The sequence below is a fragment of the Nonomuraea sp. ZG12 genome, from assembly GCF_052068115.1.
Taxonomy (GTDB): domain Bacteria; phylum Actinomycetota; class Actinomycetes; order Streptosporangiales; family Streptosporangiaceae; genus Nonomuraea.
Map to the genome: position 1 here is coordinate 805,532 of NZ_JBQHCW010000002.1, position 13,788 is coordinate 819,319.

The 13,788-nt window shown below is 70.5% G+C and carries 14 protein-coding genes; 6 read left to right on the forward strand and 8 right to left on the reverse strand.

Going from position 1 to position 13,788, the window contains the following annotated elements; all coding sequences use genetic code 11:
* Positions 1-8: 8 nt before the first annotated feature.
* Together ACTMTF_RS10770 and ACTMTF_RS10775 are read right to left on the reverse strand one after the other, a co-directional pair.
* The gene (locus ACTMTF_RS10770) at positions 9-665 is read right to left on the reverse strand and encodes a M15 family metallopeptidase (protein ID WP_441110463.1); all 657 of its coding nucleotides are present in this window, start codon (positions 663-665) and stop codon (positions 9-11) included.
* Between the two features lie 12 nt (positions 666-677).
* Positions 678-1,826 (reverse strand): ROK family protein, encoded by a 1,149-nt coding sequence (locus tag ACTMTF_RS10775; protein WP_441110464.1) that lies wholly within the window; start codon positions 1,824-1,826, stop codon positions 678-680.
* 138 nt (positions 1,827-1,964) lie between these two features.
* Here ACTMTF_RS10775 and ACTMTF_RS10780 point away from each other — a divergent pair, with 138 nt between their 5' ends.
* The 4 genes from ACTMTF_RS10780 to ACTMTF_RS10795 all read left to right on the forward strand — a co-directional run bounded on the left by ACTMTF_RS10780 (position 1,965) and on the right by ACTMTF_RS10795 (position 6,733).
* Entirely contained in the window at positions 1,965-3,296 is a 1,332-nt protein-coding gene (locus tag ACTMTF_RS10780) for an extracellular solute-binding protein (RefSeq protein WP_441110465.1), read from the forward strand.
* A 6-nt stretch (positions 3,297-3,302) separates the two neighbouring features.
* Positions 3,303-4,319 (forward strand): carbohydrate ABC transporter permease, encoded by a 1,017-nt coding sequence (locus ACTMTF_RS10785; RefSeq protein WP_441110466.1) that lies wholly within the window; start codon positions 3,303-3,305, stop codon positions 4,317-4,319.
* The gene (locus tag ACTMTF_RS10790; RefSeq protein ID WP_397009238.1) at positions 4,316-5,167 is read left to right on the forward strand and encodes a carbohydrate ABC transporter permease; all 852 of its coding nucleotides are present in this window, start codon (positions 4,316-4,318) and stop codon (positions 5,165-5,167) included. The genes ACTMTF_RS10785 and ACTMTF_RS10790 overlap by 4 nt, the downstream gene beginning before the upstream one ends.
* Before the next feature lie 102 nt (positions 5,168-5,269).
* A complete protein-coding gene (locus ACTMTF_RS10795) occupies positions 5,270-6,733 on the forward strand; it encodes a glycoside hydrolase family 3 protein (RefSeq protein ID WP_441110467.1) in 1,464 nt (487 codons plus the stop codon).
* Here the strand turns inward: ACTMTF_RS10795 and ACTMTF_RS10800 are convergent.
* Entirely contained in the window at positions 6,723-7,904 is a 1,182-nt protein-coding gene (locus ACTMTF_RS10800; protein ID WP_397009234.1) for an ROK family transcriptional regulator, read from the reverse strand. The genes ACTMTF_RS10795 and ACTMTF_RS10800 overlap by 11 nt on opposite strands.
* Positions 7,905-8,149: 245 nt before the next feature.
* Between ACTMTF_RS10800 and ACTMTF_RS10805 the strand changes: the two genes are divergently transcribed.
* Together ACTMTF_RS10805 and ACTMTF_RS10810 are read left to right on the forward strand one after the other, a co-directional pair.
* Positions 8,150-8,599 carry an RrF2 family transcriptional regulator gene (locus tag ACTMTF_RS10805; protein WP_397009232.1) on the forward strand — a complete coding sequence of 150 codons (450 nt, stop codon included), beginning with the start codon at positions 8,150-8,152 and terminating at the stop codon, positions 8,597-8,599.
* A 477-nt stretch (positions 8,600-9,076) separates the two neighbouring features.
* On the forward strand, positions 9,077-9,856 hold the full coding sequence (locus ACTMTF_RS10810) for a DNA-formamidopyrimidine glycosylase family protein (RefSeq protein ID WP_441110468.1): 780 nt from the start codon (positions 9,077-9,079) through the stop codon (positions 9,854-9,856).
* On the opposite strand, the gene ACTMTF_RS10815 is transcribed toward ACTMTF_RS10810, so the two are convergent.
* The 5 genes from ACTMTF_RS10815 to ACTMTF_RS10835 all read right to left on the reverse strand — a co-directional run bounded on the left by ACTMTF_RS10815 (position 9,853) and on the right by ACTMTF_RS10835 (position 13,776).
* The gene (locus tag ACTMTF_RS10815; protein WP_189141740.1) at positions 9,853-10,209 is read right to left on the reverse strand and encodes a helix-turn-helix domain-containing protein; all 357 of its coding nucleotides are present in this window, start codon (positions 10,207-10,209) and stop codon (positions 9,853-9,855) included. The genes ACTMTF_RS10810 and ACTMTF_RS10815 overlap by 4 nt on opposite strands.
* 286 nt (positions 10,210-10,495) lie before the next feature.
* Positions 10,496-10,987, reverse strand: coding sequence for a CinA family protein (locus tag ACTMTF_RS10820; protein WP_441110469.1), 492 nt, complete (start codon positions 10,985-10,987; stop codon positions 10,496-10,498).
* Between the two features lie 2 nt (positions 10,988-10,989).
* Positions 10,990-11,562, reverse strand: coding sequence for a CDP-diacylglycerol--glycerol-3-phosphate 3-phosphatidyltransferase (gene pgsA / locus ACTMTF_RS10825; RefSeq protein ID WP_397009225.1), 573 nt, complete (start codon positions 11,560-11,562; stop codon positions 10,990-10,992).
* Entirely contained in the window at positions 11,559-12,968 is a 1,410-nt protein-coding gene (gene rimO / locus ACTMTF_RS10830) for a 30S ribosomal protein S12 methylthiotransferase RimO (RefSeq protein WP_441110470.1), read from the reverse strand. Before rimO ends, pgsA begins: the two co-directional genes overlap by 4 nt.
* Before the next feature lie 46 nt (positions 12,969-13,014).
* Positions 13,015-13,776, reverse strand: coding sequence for a helix-turn-helix domain-containing protein (locus ACTMTF_RS10835; protein ID WP_441110471.1), 762 nt, complete (start codon positions 13,774-13,776; stop codon positions 13,015-13,017).
* Positions 13,777-13,788: the final 12 nt, after the last annotated feature.

Consider the following 13,788-nt stretch of genomic DNA (forward strand, 5'->3'; position numbering starts at 1 on the left):
GGGAACCGCTAGATCCGTACTGGTCCGTAACAAGCGGCGGGCTCGCCCGAGACGAGGGCCCAGTAGCGGTCGCCGTAGGACCAGTGCCACCACTCGGTCGGGTAGTTGACCAGGCCGGCCGGTTCCAGGGCGGCGGCGAGGATCTTGCGGTGCGCGCGGGCGTCCGCGGAGATGTGCGGGGCGGCGGTGTAGCAGGCGCCGTCGCTCTCCTCGGGGTTGTCGTTGACCTGGGTGCCCATGTCGTACTCGGTGCCGTCGGGGGCGCACAGGGTCAGGTCGACGGCCGCGCCGGCGGTGTGCGGGGCCACCTCCACCGGGGAGACGTACCGGCTCGCCGCGACATGCGCCTCGTCGGGCGTCAGCTCCGGGGAGGCGGCCAGGAGCTGGTCCCTGTACTCCTCGAAGTAGCGGCGCTGCGTGCTGACCGGCCGGTAGCCCTCGACGATCAGCAGCTGGTAGCCGTCAGGGAGCAGCCGCGCGGCCCGCTCCAGCCGGGCCAGCAGGCCCGACCGCAGGTGCGCGTACGCGCCCTCCTCGTCGGCCAGCCGGCCGTCCACCCGCAGGCGCCCGCGCACGTCGGCCAGGGGATCGTGGTTCTCCCGCACCGGGATCGCCGCCACACGCGGATCGGAGATGAGCACGATGTCGCTCGGAGGCTGCCACATGAGCGTAAATTCTCACACAGTGTCGGAGAAGACCTGCTCGCGGGCCTGCTCCAGGGCCGCCACCAGAGCGCCTCTCAGCACCGGGTTGCCCGCCACCCCGCTGGTCACCACGGCGGGACGGGTCGGGCAGATACGGGCCACGGCGTCCTGCACCTTGGCGGCCAGCCGTGCGCCGCCCGCCCGGCCGATGTCGCCGCTGAGCACGATCAGCCCCGGGTCGAGCACGACGGCCACCGCCGCCACGCCCACCGCCAGTCTGGCCGCCACCGCGTCGAGGTATCCCTCGTGGCCGTTGCGGATCAGGTCGGGCACGCCGGCGCCGGTCACGCCGTGCTGGGCGGCCAGGCCGCTGAGCGCGTCGTGGTTGACCAAGCGCTGGAAGGAGCCGGAGTTGGGGTGGTTGACGTCGTCGGGCAGCGGCTCGCCCGGCACCGGCAGCCAGCCGATCTCGCCGGCGCCTCCGGTGATGCCGCGGTAGAGCCTGCCGCCGAGCATGACGCCGAGGCCCTGGCCGACGCCGGCCCACATGATCACGAAGTCGTCGACGCCGACCGCCGCGCCGTAGCGGTGCTCGGCGAGCGCCACGAGGTTGACGTCGTTCTCGATGGTGACCGAGGCGCCGAGCGTCTGGCGGAGGCTGGCCAGCACGCCGACGTGCCAGGAGGGCAGATCCAGGGAGAAGCGCACGTCGCCGGTGCGCGGGTCGACCACGCCCCTGGTGCCGATGACGAACGCGCGCAGTTGTGACAGGCTCACCCGGGCCGAGTCGCACGCCCGCCGCACCGCGTCCTGCACGGTCTTGACCGGGTCACGGGCGTCGGCCGGGTTCACGGTGACCTCGACCACCGTCTTGCCTGTGATGTCGGCCACACCTACGGTGAGGCTGTCGGGCAGCACCTCCAGCCCGGCGACGTACGCACTGGAGGGGACCACTCCGTACAGGGCGGCGTGCGGCCCCCTGCCGCCCGCGCGCTCCCCCGCGACCTCGACCAGCCCTCGATCTTCGAGCCGGGCCAGCAGCTGACCTGCCGTGACCTTGGAAAGCCCGGTACGCTCCCCCAACTCGGCTCGCGTGAGGGGGCCGTCGGCGAGCAGGAGCTCCAGCGCCGCGCGGTCGTTCAACCGCCGCAGCAGCCGCGGGGTTCCCGGACTCCGGCTCATCGGCGCGCCCCTCTCGTCACGATCGGCTAACGGGCGTTTCTTTTAAGAAAGTTTCTTGTTAGTTTAACACCACTTCGTAAGGCATTGACGATCAGCCTGGTGCGGACCCTAGGCCGGCACCCGGGAAGGGAGAACCCTGTGAGGATCGCGAAGATCACAGCCACTACGGTCACCACGGCCGCCCTGGCCCTGGGCCTGGCAGCCTGCGGCGGTGGCGCGGAGGCCCCCGCCGAGCCCGGCGCGGCGGCCAGCACGGCAGCGGCGAGCGGCCCCAAGTACGCGGGCAAGGAGCTCACCTTCTGGCGGCTCGGCGACACCAACCCCGCCGCCCAGAAGTACACCGACGAGCTGGTGGCCGCCTTCGAGCAGCAGACCGGCGCCAAGGTGAAGGTCGAGTGGATCCCCTGGCCCCAGGTGAACGACAAGTTCACGGCCGCCGCGGCGGGCGGCACCGGCCCTGACGTGACCGAGATCGGCAACGACCAGGTCCCGCTCTGGCAGAGCCAGGAGGCCCTGGCGCCCATCACCGACATCGTGGCCGCCGGCGACCAAGCCCAGATCCCCAAGAACCTGATGGGCCTGGAGACGATCGACGGCGAGACGTACGCCGTGCCGTGGGGTGGCGGCAGCCGTGCCGTCCTCTACCGGGCGGACTGGTTCAAGGACCTCAAGATCGAGATCCCGAAGACCTGGGACGAGCTCGTCGCCGCGGCCAAGAAGATCCAGGAGGAGAAGGGCAAGGACGTCGACGGGTTCGCCTTCAACGGCGGCTCCGACGCCAACCACCTGCTGGGCTCGCTGGCCTGGACCGCCGGCGGCGAGTACGCCGTCAAGGAGGGCGACAAGTGGGTCGGCAAGCTGACCGACCCGGCCTTCAAGACCGGCTTCGAGCAGTACACCTCCCTGGTCACCGAGGGCCTGTCCAGCAAGTCGCGGCTCAGCCAGAACACCACGGAGATCCGTACCCGCTTCGCCAACAACAAGGTCGGCATGTACCTCACCGCCTCCTGGGACCTGGCGGGGATCGAAGAGGACAGCAAGGGCAAGCTCAAGGGTGACAAGCTGGCCTTCTTCCCGCTCCCGGCCAAGGACGGCGGCGAGGCCCAGTCCTTCCTCGGCGGCAACGACATCGCCGTGTGGGGCACCGCCAAGGAGATGGACGCGGCCAAGGACTTCGTGAAGCTGGCCTCCGGCAAGGAGTGGGGCGTCAAGTACGCCACCGACGGCGGCCTGCTCCCGGTCTACCCGGAGGCGCTGGCCAAGCTCTCCGAGGACCCGGCACAGGCGCCGTTCGCCGCCGCCTTCGCCAAGGCCAAGGCCTTCCCCGCCGACCCGAACTGGACCGAGGCCAACGAGACCAAGGCCGTGCTGCAGAACGCGGCCCGTCAGGTCATCGAGGGCAAGGCCACCGCCGACGAGGCACTCGGCAAGGCCAACACCGAGCTCGAGAACATCCTCAACCAGTCCTGACGACTCATGACCGACACGTCAACGCTCACCCGGGGCGGAGGCAACCCCTCCTCCCCGGGGCGGCGCCGCCCCGGGCGCCCGGTCAAGGCCAGCGGCCTGCCGGTCTGGTCCATCCCGTACGTGCTGCTGATCCCCGGTCTGCTCGTCATCGGGGCACTGCTGCTCTACCCGATGGTCCAGGTCGCGATCATCGCCTTCCAGAAGGTGGGCCTGCCGCAGATCAGGCCCGTCAACACCAAGCCCGCCGAGTGGGTCGGCACCGACAACTTCACCCAGATCTTCGACAACGAGATCTTCTGGAACGCCCTGCGGAACACCGTCGTCTTCGCCGTCCTGGCGGTGACGCTGACGCTGGTCGTCGGCACCGCCGTGGGTGTGCTGCTCAACAAGCTCGGCAAGAAGATGTCCACCCTGGTGATCGTCGGCATCATGTTCGCCTGGGCCGTCCCGCCGGTCGCGCAGGGCATCATCTGGAAATGGCTGTTCGACGCCGAGGCCGGCATCATCAACTGGGCGCTGAACCTGCTGCCCGACTGGCTGTCCACCCTGGTGTTCGGCCGGGCCGACTGGACCGGCGAGCCATGGCTCAACGACGCCTGGTCGATCTACATGGTGCTGATCATCACGGTGGTGTGGGCAAGCTTCCCGTTCATCGCGGTGTCGGTGCTGGCCGGCCTCAAGGGCATCCCCTCCGAGCTGTACGAGGCCGCCCGCGTCGACGGGGCATCCGCCTGGCGAACGTTCAGGAAGATCACCTTTCCGCTGCTCCGGCCGGTCTTCGCGGTGCTCACCGTGCTGTCGATCATCTGGGACTTCAAGGTCTTCAGCCAGCTGTACGTCCTCATGGGCGGGCCGGCCAACCGTGAGGCGTACAACCTGTCGATGTACTCCTACGCCGAGGCGTTCAGGTCACCGCCCAAGATGGGGTCCGGTGCCGCGATCGCCCTGGTCCTGACCGTGATCCTGCTCATCGTCACGGCCGTGTACGTCAGGCAGCTGGTCAAGCAGGAGGACATGACATGAGCCCGCTCGCCCGCAAGCGCTTGGGCAAGGCCGCGCTCAACGTGACCGGCCTGCTGGTGTTCGTGTTCGCGATCTTCCCCGTCTACTGGATGGTGTCGACCGCGTTCAAGACCAACGACCAGATCTTCACCACCGAGTTCATCCCGTTCCCCACCTCCTTCACCTTCGAGCACGTGCAGCGGGTGCTGACCGAGGGGGTGGCCGGCAACTCCATCTGGGTCTACATGGGCAACAGCGCGGTCGTGGCGCTGGGCACGGTCCTCATCGGGGCGGTGTTCTCGCTGCTGGCGGCGACGGCGGTGTCCCGGTTCAACTTCAAGGGGCGCAGCACGTTCCTGATCGTGCTGCTGATCGCCCAGATGATCCCGGCCGAGGCGCTGCTCATCCCGCTGTTCCTGCGGGTCAGAGATCTCGGCCTGTACGACCACCTCGCCGGGCTGATCCTGGTCAACGTCGGCCTGACGCTGCCGTTCGGCATCTGGATGCTGCGCACGTTCGTCGCCGCGGTGCCCAAGTCGCTGGAGGAGGCGGCCTGGATCGACGGCGCCTCACGGTTCACCACGTTCTGGCGGGTGCTCTTCCCGCTGGTCGCCCCCGGCCTGGTGGCGACCAGCATCTTCTCCTTCATCACCGCCTGGAACGAGCTGATCTTCGCGCTGGTGCTGATGAGCGAGTCGTCCGGCTACACGATGCCGGTGGCCCTGCAGTACTTCTTCGGCCAGAAGGGCACCGACTGGGGGGCCATCATGGCCAGCTCCACGATGATGACCATCCCGGTCGTCATCTTCTTCCTGATAGTCCAGCGCCGCATGGTGACCGGCCTGATGGCCGGCGCCGTGAAGGGCTGACAGCCACGGTCCTCGTACGGCCCGCCACCGGCGTGCCGTACCCGACCCTGCCTTTTTACCGACGAGGGCCGTACCCAGCCCTCCCTTTTCCGATGAGGAGCCATGAGTCGAAGTGATCGGGGGCTGCGCCGTCTCGCGGCCGGCACGTTGCTCGTCGCCTTCCCGGGAACCACCGCGCCCGCATGGGTGCTGCGAGAGCTCGAACTCGGCCTGGGCGGCGTGACGCTGTTCGGCTTCAACGTCGCCGACGCCGAGCAGCTCACGTCGCTCACCGCCGAACTGCGGGGGGCGGCCGGGGAGCCCGTCATCTCGCTGGACGAAGAGGGCGGCGACGTCACCCGCCTGGCCTACCACGTCGGCAGCCCGTACCCGGGCAACGCGGCGCTCGGCGCCGTGGACGACGTGGAACTCACCCGCCAGGTCTACCGGGCGATCGGCTCGGAGCTGGCCGCCTGCGGCATCAACCTGGACATGGCGCCGGACGCCGACGTCAACTCCGAGGCCGACAACCCGGTGATCGGCACCAGGGCCTTCGGCAACGAGGCCGCGCTGGTCTCGCGGCACACCGTGGCGGCCGTGCAGGGCCTGCAGTCGGTACGGGTGGCCGCCTGCGTCAAGCACTTCCCCGGCCACGGCGCCACCCGCGTCGACTCGCACCTGTCCGTACCGGTGGTGGACGTCACGCCGGAGCTGCTGCGCACGCGAGAGCTGGCGCCGTTCAGGGCCGCGATCGAGGCCGGCACCAAGTCGATCATGACCGCGCACGTGGCGGTGCCCTTCCTGACCGGTGACACGCCCGCGACGCTGTCTCCGGCCGCGCTCACCGAGCTGCTCAGGGGCGAGCTCGGCTACGACGGCGTGGTGGTGTCCGACGCGCTGGACATGCAGGCGATCGTGGACAGCGTCGGCCTGGCCGGCGGCTCCGCCCTGTCGCTGGCCGCCGGGACCGACCTGCTCTGCCTGGGCCCCCTGCCCACCTACGACGACGTACGGGAGGTCATCGACGGCATCGTGGCCGCCGTGGGCGACGGCCGGCTGCCGCTGTCCCGGCTGGAGCAGGCCGCCGACCGGGTGGACGCACTGCGCGCGTGGTTCGGCTCAGGGTTTGACTCACGGTTCGACTCACAGGCCGAGCTCACCGGGCAGAACGGGATCGGCCTGCACGCCGCCCGCCGCGCGGTACGGCTCACCGGCGCGCCCGCGCCTCTGGTCGAGCCGCTGGTGATCGAGGTGGACACGCCGCCGACGATCGCCGTGGGCGACGTGCCGTGGGGCGTGGGGCCGTGGCTGCCCGAGGCCGAGATCCTGCGCGTCGAACCGGCCGCCGGCGACGTGCCCGGTCTGCTGGCCAAGGCCGCGGGCCGGTCGCTGGTGGTGGTCGTCAAGGACGCGCACCGCAACGCCGGCAGCCGCGAGCTGGTCTCGGCCCTGGTCGCGGCCCGCCCGGACCTGACGGTGATCGAGATGGGGCTGCCGATCTGGCGGCCGGCCGGCGTCACTCACATCGCGACGTACGGCGCCGCCAGGCCGAACGCGCAGGCGGCGGCCGAGCTGATCAGGAGGTGAGCAGCTCGCCCCGCGCCCGGTCGAGCGCGGCCAGCACGGCGCCGCGCAGCACCGGGTGAGGGTCGGTCACGGCTGTGGTGACCACCTGGGGGCGCACCGGGCAGATCCTGGCCACGGCCTCCTCGACGCGGGAGGTGAGCGCCTCGCCCCCGGCGTGCCCCACCTCACCGGCGAGCACCACCAGGCCCGGATCGAGGATCACGCAGACGGCGGCCACGCCCAGGGCCAGCCGGTGGGCGATCTCGTCGAGTAGCGGCTCGCCCTCGGCGCCGGCCGCCACCGCGACCCGGACACCCTGACCGGCGTTGTCCACCTCGAACCCGTGGCTCTGCGCGAGCTCGGCCACCGCCTCGGCGCTCACCAGCGACTGCAGACCGCCCGCCAGCGACGGCAGCCGGCCGGGCGAGGTCCGGATGTCCTCCGGCAGCGGCACGCCGGGCACGGGCAGGTAACCGATCTCGCCCGCGCTGCCCGAACGGCCGCGGTGCAGCTTGCCCCCCAGCATGACCGCCATGCCCAGGCCGCGGTCCGACCACAGCAGCACGAAGTCGCCGCGCCCCTGGGCGGCCCCGTCGGCCTGCTCGGCGATGGCGGCGAGGTTGACGTCGTTCTCGATCGTCACCTCCCGCTTGAGATCACCGGCCAGCGCCTCGTGGATGCCCTCGTGCCAGCCCGGCAGGTCGAAGGAGAAGCGCACGTCGCCGCTGCGCGGATCGACCACGCCAGGGGTGCCGATGACCACGCCGCGCAGCTTGGCCGCGCTCACCTTGGCGGTGCGGCAGGCCTTCATGATCGCGTCGTGCACGACCGGCACCGGGTCGTCGTGCCCGGTGGGATCGACGGCGATCTCGGCCACCGTGCGGCCGTGGATGTCGGCGATCGCGGTGGAGATCAGGTCCGGCCCGACCTCCAGCCCGGCCACGTACGCGCTGGAGGCGATGACGGAGTAGAGGGCGGCATTGGGCCCGCGCCCGCCCGCCTGCGCGCCGACGACCTCGACCAGCCCGCGCTCCTCCAGCCTGGCCAGCGTCTGGGACGCGGTCACCTTGGACAGCCCGGTCAGCTCGCCGATCTGGCCGCGCGTCATCGGCCCGGTGGCCAGCAACAGATCCAGCGCGGCCCGGTCATTGATCTCCCTTAGCAGTCTGGGCACACCAGGGCGTCGCTCCACGCTGAATCCCACCGTCTTATCGAAAAGGCTTGCTGGAAGTTTAGCGCTCTCTGCCTTGCTGACCAGCGCAGGGAAGGCGAGGACAACTCATGACCACCTCCGCGACCGAGCCGTCATGCCGCGCCGATCAGCAAGGGTGTCACGGCGCTATCCGCCCAGGCCCTCGCGTTCGCCAACTCCGATCTTCCGCCCGATCTGACGGCCTTGCGGCTAACCAGTGTTGACCAGGAGGGATAATCGAGAACATGCGCCTTTCCGCTCGTGTCGACTACGCCCTCCGCGCCGCCGCCGAACTCGCCGCGGCCGGTGCCGGTCCGACCACCGTGGGCGAGCTCGCCAAAGAGCAGGACATGCCCCCTAAATACCTGGAAAACATCCTTTTGCAGATGCGTCGGGCCGGGCTCGTCCGTGGCCAGCGCGGCCCCGAGGGCGGCTACGTCCTGGCCAGGCCCGCTGCGGAGATCTCGCTCGCCGACGTCATCAGAGCCGTCGACGGCCCCCTGGCGAACGTCCGGGGCGAGCGCCCGGAGCACGTCGGCTACCGCGGCCCCGCGCAGTCCCTGCAGCAGGTCTGGATCGCCCTGCGAGCCACCGAGCGGGCCATCCTGGAGGAGGTCACGCTGGAGCAGGTCGCCAGCGGCGCCCTCCCCGACCGCGTCCGCCAACTGGCCGCCGACCCCGCCGCCTGGGACTGACCCCCGCAACCACCCGACCCTGACCACCGCCACAACAAAGAGCCACCCACCAGACCGGGCCACCCCCGCACACCGACCGGCCTCCCCCCAGCACCGCCCATGCGCCCCACACCGGCCTACCGGCACCGCCCAGCCGACCCAGCGGGCCTCGCCCCCCACACCAGCCTGGCGGCCCAGCAGCCTTACGCCCGACACCGGCCAGCGGGCCTCGCGCCCGACACCGATCAGCCGGCCCAGCGGGCCTCCCGCCCCACACCAGCCTGCCGGCCCGGCGGGCCTCGCGCCCGAGATCGGCCCGGCGGGCCTCGCGCCTGACATCGGCCTGGCGGCCCGGCGGGCGAGCCCGGTGTCCGAGCCTCGCCATCGTCACCGTGGTCGCGGGGTGCGGGGAGCCTGACGCTGTCCGTCCACGCTGGACGGGCTGCCGGCACAGGCGTCGGTACGCGGTCGGGGCCGGCTGATTTCTAGACTGGAGGCATGCCCGAAGGAGATGCCGTCTACCGCACGGCCGCGCGTCTGCGCGGGGCACTGGACGGGCAGGTGCTGACCCGGTCGGAGTTCAGGGTGCCGCGGCACGCCACCGCCGATCTCACCGGCCGCTCGGTGCTGGAGACGGTCTCCCGGGGCAAGCATCTGCTGACCCGCGTCGAGGGCGGCCTGACCGTGCACACGCATCTGCGCATGGACGGAAGCTGGCAGGTGACGGCCCCTGGGCGACGCGTCGCGGGGGGCGATCAGGTGCGGCTCATCCTGGCCAACGCCAGGTGCCAGGCCGTAGGCGTACGACTGGGGATGGTGGACCTGCTGAGGACGGCCGACGAGGGCCGGGTCGTCGGCCATCTCGGGCCGGACCTGCTGGGGCTCGACTGGGACCCGGTCGAAGCCGTGCGGCGGCTGCGCCGGGATCCGGACACGACGATCGGGGAGGCGCTGCTCGACCAGCGCAACCTGGCCGGTATCGGCACCATCTACCGCGCTGAGACGCTGTTCCTACGCGGGATCTGGCCGTGGCGGAGGGTCGGGGACATCGAGGATCTGGACGGGGTGGTCACACTCGCCCAGCGGTTGCTGGACGCCAACAAGCGCCATGCGGGCACGGTCACCACGGGCGACCGCCGTCCGGCGAACCAGACCTGGGTCTACGGCAGGGCGGGCAGGCCCTGTCGTCGATGCGGCACCCGCATCAGCCGCGGGGAGATGGGAGCACACGCACAGGAGCGGCTGGTCCTGTGGTGCGGCGGCTGCCAGCCTCGCTAGGCAGCCACCATGTCCTTGACTTCGGGGAACACAGTGTCGGAAATGGCTCCGGGCACCGACTCGGCAAGGGGAAGACGCTCGTGCTCCGGCGCGTCGGCCAGCACCGGGGCAGCTTGGAGCTCTGCCAGTGCGAACTGGTCGGACACCTCACGCAACACCTGCGACAGCGGCACTCCCAGTGCGCCACAGATCGATGCGAGCAGCTCGGAAGACGCTTCCTTCTGGCCGCGTTCGACTTCGGACAGGTAGCCAAGCGAGACACGCGCCAGCGTGGACACCTCGCGAAGTGTACGTCCCTGCCGCACCCGCAGCCGTCTCAGCACATCGCCGAGCAGCTGACGCAGCAGAATCATCTGTCGCTCCCTCCCCGGCGTGGATGTCTTCACCACGCCCCGCGCGATCGGATCGTGCCGCCCATTGTTCTTCTTCGCTTCGTACATGCTCCTCGCCGTCATCATCGGACGTCTCCGCCCCTGGCCCGTCGCACGTGGCTCATCGCGTGACTCATCAGGCCCGCCTGCCGGGCGCTTGCTGCTTGCAGTTGGCTCACGGACCTCACTCACACATCCACCGTACCCGTATCCACCGACACCGCGTCAGACCGTGCTTCGCATGTTCGCTCGGGACGTAACACGGTAATCATCCGGAATGTTCCCCTTCGTTAGCCTTCACCACACTTGCTAGGAGATCAATCGCCTGGTCCATCGTCTCTATCCTGATACGTTCGCGAGACCCATTCAGGCTCAGCTGTCGCTGATGTATCTCATGATGCGGACCGCTCACCGCGACGTACACCGTCCCGACCGGCCGGCCGTCCTGTGGCTCCGGCCCCGCGACCCCCGTCACGGCGAGGCCGTAGGTCGCCTCGCACAGCCGCGCGACACCGGCCGCCATGGCCGCGGCCACCTCGGGGTGCACCGCCCCCTCCCGCAGGAGCAGGTCCTCGGGCACGCCCAGCAGGGCCTGCTTCAGATCGGTGGCATAGGAGATGACCCCGCCCCTGAACGCCTTGGACGCCCCCGAGACCGTGGTGATCGTGGCACCGATGAGCCCGCCGGTCAGCGACTCCGCCACGGCCAGCGTGGACCGCTGCCGCACCAGTGCCGTCAGAACCTCAGCGACCTGAGTCATGCTCACTCCCCGCGGGCCCGCCTGGCCACCTTGCGCAGTTTGAACGCGCGTACGACATAGTCGCCCCCCGTCACCACGGTCACGATCACGGCCGCGCCCATCGTCACCCAGCGCAGTGGATCGGGCACGCCCGGCAGGATGTAGAGCACGATCGCGGCGATCTGCAGGACCGTCTTGACCTTGCCGCCGTAGCTGGCCGGGATGACCGCGCGCCGGATGAGCACCAGCCTGAGCAGCGTGATGCCGATCTCACGGCCGAGGATCACGATGGTGACCCACCACGGCAGCTCGTCCAGCACCGACAGGCACACCAGCGCCGCGCCCGTGAGCGCCTTGTCGGCGATCGGGTCGGCGATCTTGCCGAAGTCGGTGATGAGGCCATAGCGCCGGGCCAGCTCACCGTCGAGGTGGTCGGTGAACGACGCCACCGCGAACACCGCCAGCGCGGCCAGCCGCCATCCTGTGCCCGGCACGAGGAGGCAGAAGACGAAAAAGGGGACGAGCGCCAACCTGAGGACCGTGAGGACGTTGGCGATGTTCCACGGGCTCACCACGCGGCGCTCGTCCCTGGTCATGGACCGGCCTTGATTCGTGCGATCAGGTCAACCCCCTCGGCGTCGACCACGACCGCCCGCACGATCTGGCCCCGGACCAGCCCGATGCCCTGCACCGTGACGGATCCGTCGACCTCCGGCCCCTGGTGGGCGGCCCGGCCTTCGTAGCCGCCGTCGCCGAGGTCGTCGTCGATGAGCACGTCGACCTCGGTGCCGATCCGCTCCTCCGCGCGCTGCGCGGTGAGCTCCTCGGCGAGCTCGGTGAGCACGCGCACGCGCTCGTCGACGATCTCCTGGTCGAGCTTGCCGTCGAAGCCGGCCGCCTCGGTGCCGTCCTCGTCGGAGTAGCCGAACACACCGATCACGTCCAGCCTGGCGGCCTCCAGGAACGCGACCAGCTCGCCGAACTCCTCCTCGGTCTCGCCGGGGAAGCCCACGATGAAGTTGGAGCGCACGCCCGCCTCAGGGGCGCGCTCGCGGACCGCGTCCAGCAGGGACAGGAAGCGCTCGGGGTCGCCGAAGCGCCGCATCCGGCGCAGCACGGTGCCGCTGGCGTGCTGGAAGGACAGGTCGAAGTAGGGGGCGATGCCCTCGGTGGAGCTCAGCACGTCGATGAGGCCGGGCCGCAGCTCGGCGGGCTGAAGGTAGCTCGCCCGCACCCGGTCGATGCCCTCGACGGCCACCAGCCTCGGCAGGAGCTTCTCCAGGGCTCTCAGGTCGCCCAGGTCCTTGCCGTAGGAGGTGGAGTTCTCGCTGACCAGGACGAGCTCTCGGACGCCGCGGTGGGCCAGCCAGTCGGCCTCGGCCACCAGGTCGTCGGGGTCGCGGGAGACGTAGGCCCCGCGGAAGGCCGGGATGGCGCAGAAGGTGCAGCGCCGGTCGCAGCCGGAGGCCAGCTTGAGTGAGGCCACCGGGCTCTCGTCGAGCCGCTTGCGCAGCACGCGAGGGCCGCTGGCGGGGGCGACCCCGTCGGGGAGGTCCCCGTGGCCGGGGATGTGGGACCTGGGCGCGGCGGCGCGCTCCACAGGCGAGATGGGCAGCAGGGTGCGGCGATCACGCGGGGTGTGCGGCTTGAGCGAGCGGCCGGCGACGACGTCGTCGAGCCGGCCGCCGATGTCGGCGTAGTCGTCGAAGGAGATGACCGCACTGGCCTCGGGCAGCGCGTCGGCGAGCTCGTTGCCGTAGCGCTCGGCCATGCAACCCGCGGCGACCACTTTGGCCCCGGAGTCGGCGGCGGCCAGCAGCGTGTCGATGGAATCCTTCTTCGCCGAGTCGATGAAGCCACACGTGTTGACGACGACGACGTCTGGGTCGTCGTCGCCCAGCTGCCAACCGGCAGCCTCAAGTCGCGCGGCCAGCTCCTCGGAGTCGACCTCGTTGCGCGCGCAGCCCAGGGTGATCAGCGATGCGGTTCGGCGGGATGACATGGTGAACACTACGGTATCGGGAGTTGGCCACCACCCGATGCACGGGCTACCTGGCTCGTGGTTTGGCGGGGCCGAACGAGCGCTTCACCATCTCCCCGCTGCGGCCCGCCGGACCCAGATTCTTGCCGTTGACCTGCAGCGACACCGCGCCCCCATCGGATATGACGAGATTCATCCGTGATGCCGTGCGCCAGGTCGAAGACCGCCCCGCCTGCAGCGTGCCGGCGAACATCTTCTTGCCCTTGGCGTCGAGGACGTTCAGGTAGGAGGCGCGCTTGGCCTTGACCTTGACCACGACCAGGTCCTCCTTGGCGATGGCCTTGGGCCGTGAGCGGCGCGGCTCCTCGGTGAACGGCGAGTTGGGCGGCACGCTGGGCGCCGCCGTGCCGTGCCCGCCGGCGTTGCGCACCTGGTCGGACTCGCCGCCCATGACCCGCACCACACCGAACACCACGACCACGGCCACCGCCACGCCCAGCGCCATCGTCCAGCTCGGGCCACGCCGCTCGCCGAGACTGGCCGTACGGTCGGCCTGGAAGACCGCGGCGGCGCGGACCGGCGCCGGAGCGCCGCCGTGCTGCTGGTCGTAGAGATGGACCACCTCGTCCGGATCGAGCCCTACCGCCTTGGCCAGCGCCCTGACGTGCCCCCTGATGTAGAAATCGCCCTCGAACTTCGAGAGGTCGTCACGCTCGATCGCGAGGATGATCGCCTCCCGGATGCGCGTGTTCGCGCTGAGCTGCTCGACCGTCAGCCCCGCCGACTGCCTGGCGGCCGCCAGCATTGCTCCTGTGCTCTGCTCCTGCACAGCAAACGCCTC

Coding starts and splice junctions, on each gene's coding strand:
- ACTMTF_RS10810 (WP_441110468.1), top strand. CDS start 9,077: ATGCCCGAAGGAGATGCCGTCTACCGCACGGCCGCGCGTCTGCGCGGG.
- rimO (WP_441110470.1), bottom strand. CDS start 12,968: ATGTCATCCCGCCGAACCGCATCGCTGATCACCCTGGGCTGCGCGCGC.
- ACTMTF_RS10785 (WP_441110466.1), top strand. CDS start 3,303: ATGACCGACACGTCAACGCTCACCCGGGGCGGAGGCAACCCCTCCTCC.
- ACTMTF_RS10805 (WP_397009232.1), top strand. CDS start 8,150: ATGCGCCTTTCCGCTCGTGTCGACTACGCCCTCCGCGCCGCCGCCGAA.
- pgsA (WP_397009225.1), bottom strand. CDS start 11,562: ATGACCAGGGACGAGCGCCGCGTGGTGAGCCCGTGGAACATCGCCAAC.
- ACTMTF_RS10775 (WP_441110464.1), bottom strand. CDS start 1,826: ATGAGCCGGAGTCCGGGAACCCCGCGGCTGCTGCGGCGGTTGAACGAC.
- ACTMTF_RS10770 (WP_441110463.1), bottom strand. CDS start 665: ATGTGGCAGCCTCCGAGCGACATCGTGCTCATCTCCGATCCGCGTGTG.
- ACTMTF_RS10815 (WP_189141740.1), bottom strand. CDS start 10,209: ATGATTCTGCTGCGTCAGCTGCTCGGCGATGTGCTGAGACGGCTGCGG.
- ACTMTF_RS10795 (WP_441110467.1), top strand. CDS start 5,270: ATGAGTCGAAGTGATCGGGGGCTGCGCCGTCTCGCGGCCGGCACGTTG.
- ACTMTF_RS10790 (WP_397009238.1), top strand. CDS start 4,316: ATGAGCCCGCTCGCCCGCAAGCGCTTGGGCAAGGCCGCGCTCAACGTG.
- ACTMTF_RS10820 (WP_441110469.1), bottom strand. CDS start 10,987: ATGACTCAGGTCGCTGAGGTTCTGACGGCACTGGTGCGGCAGCGGTCC.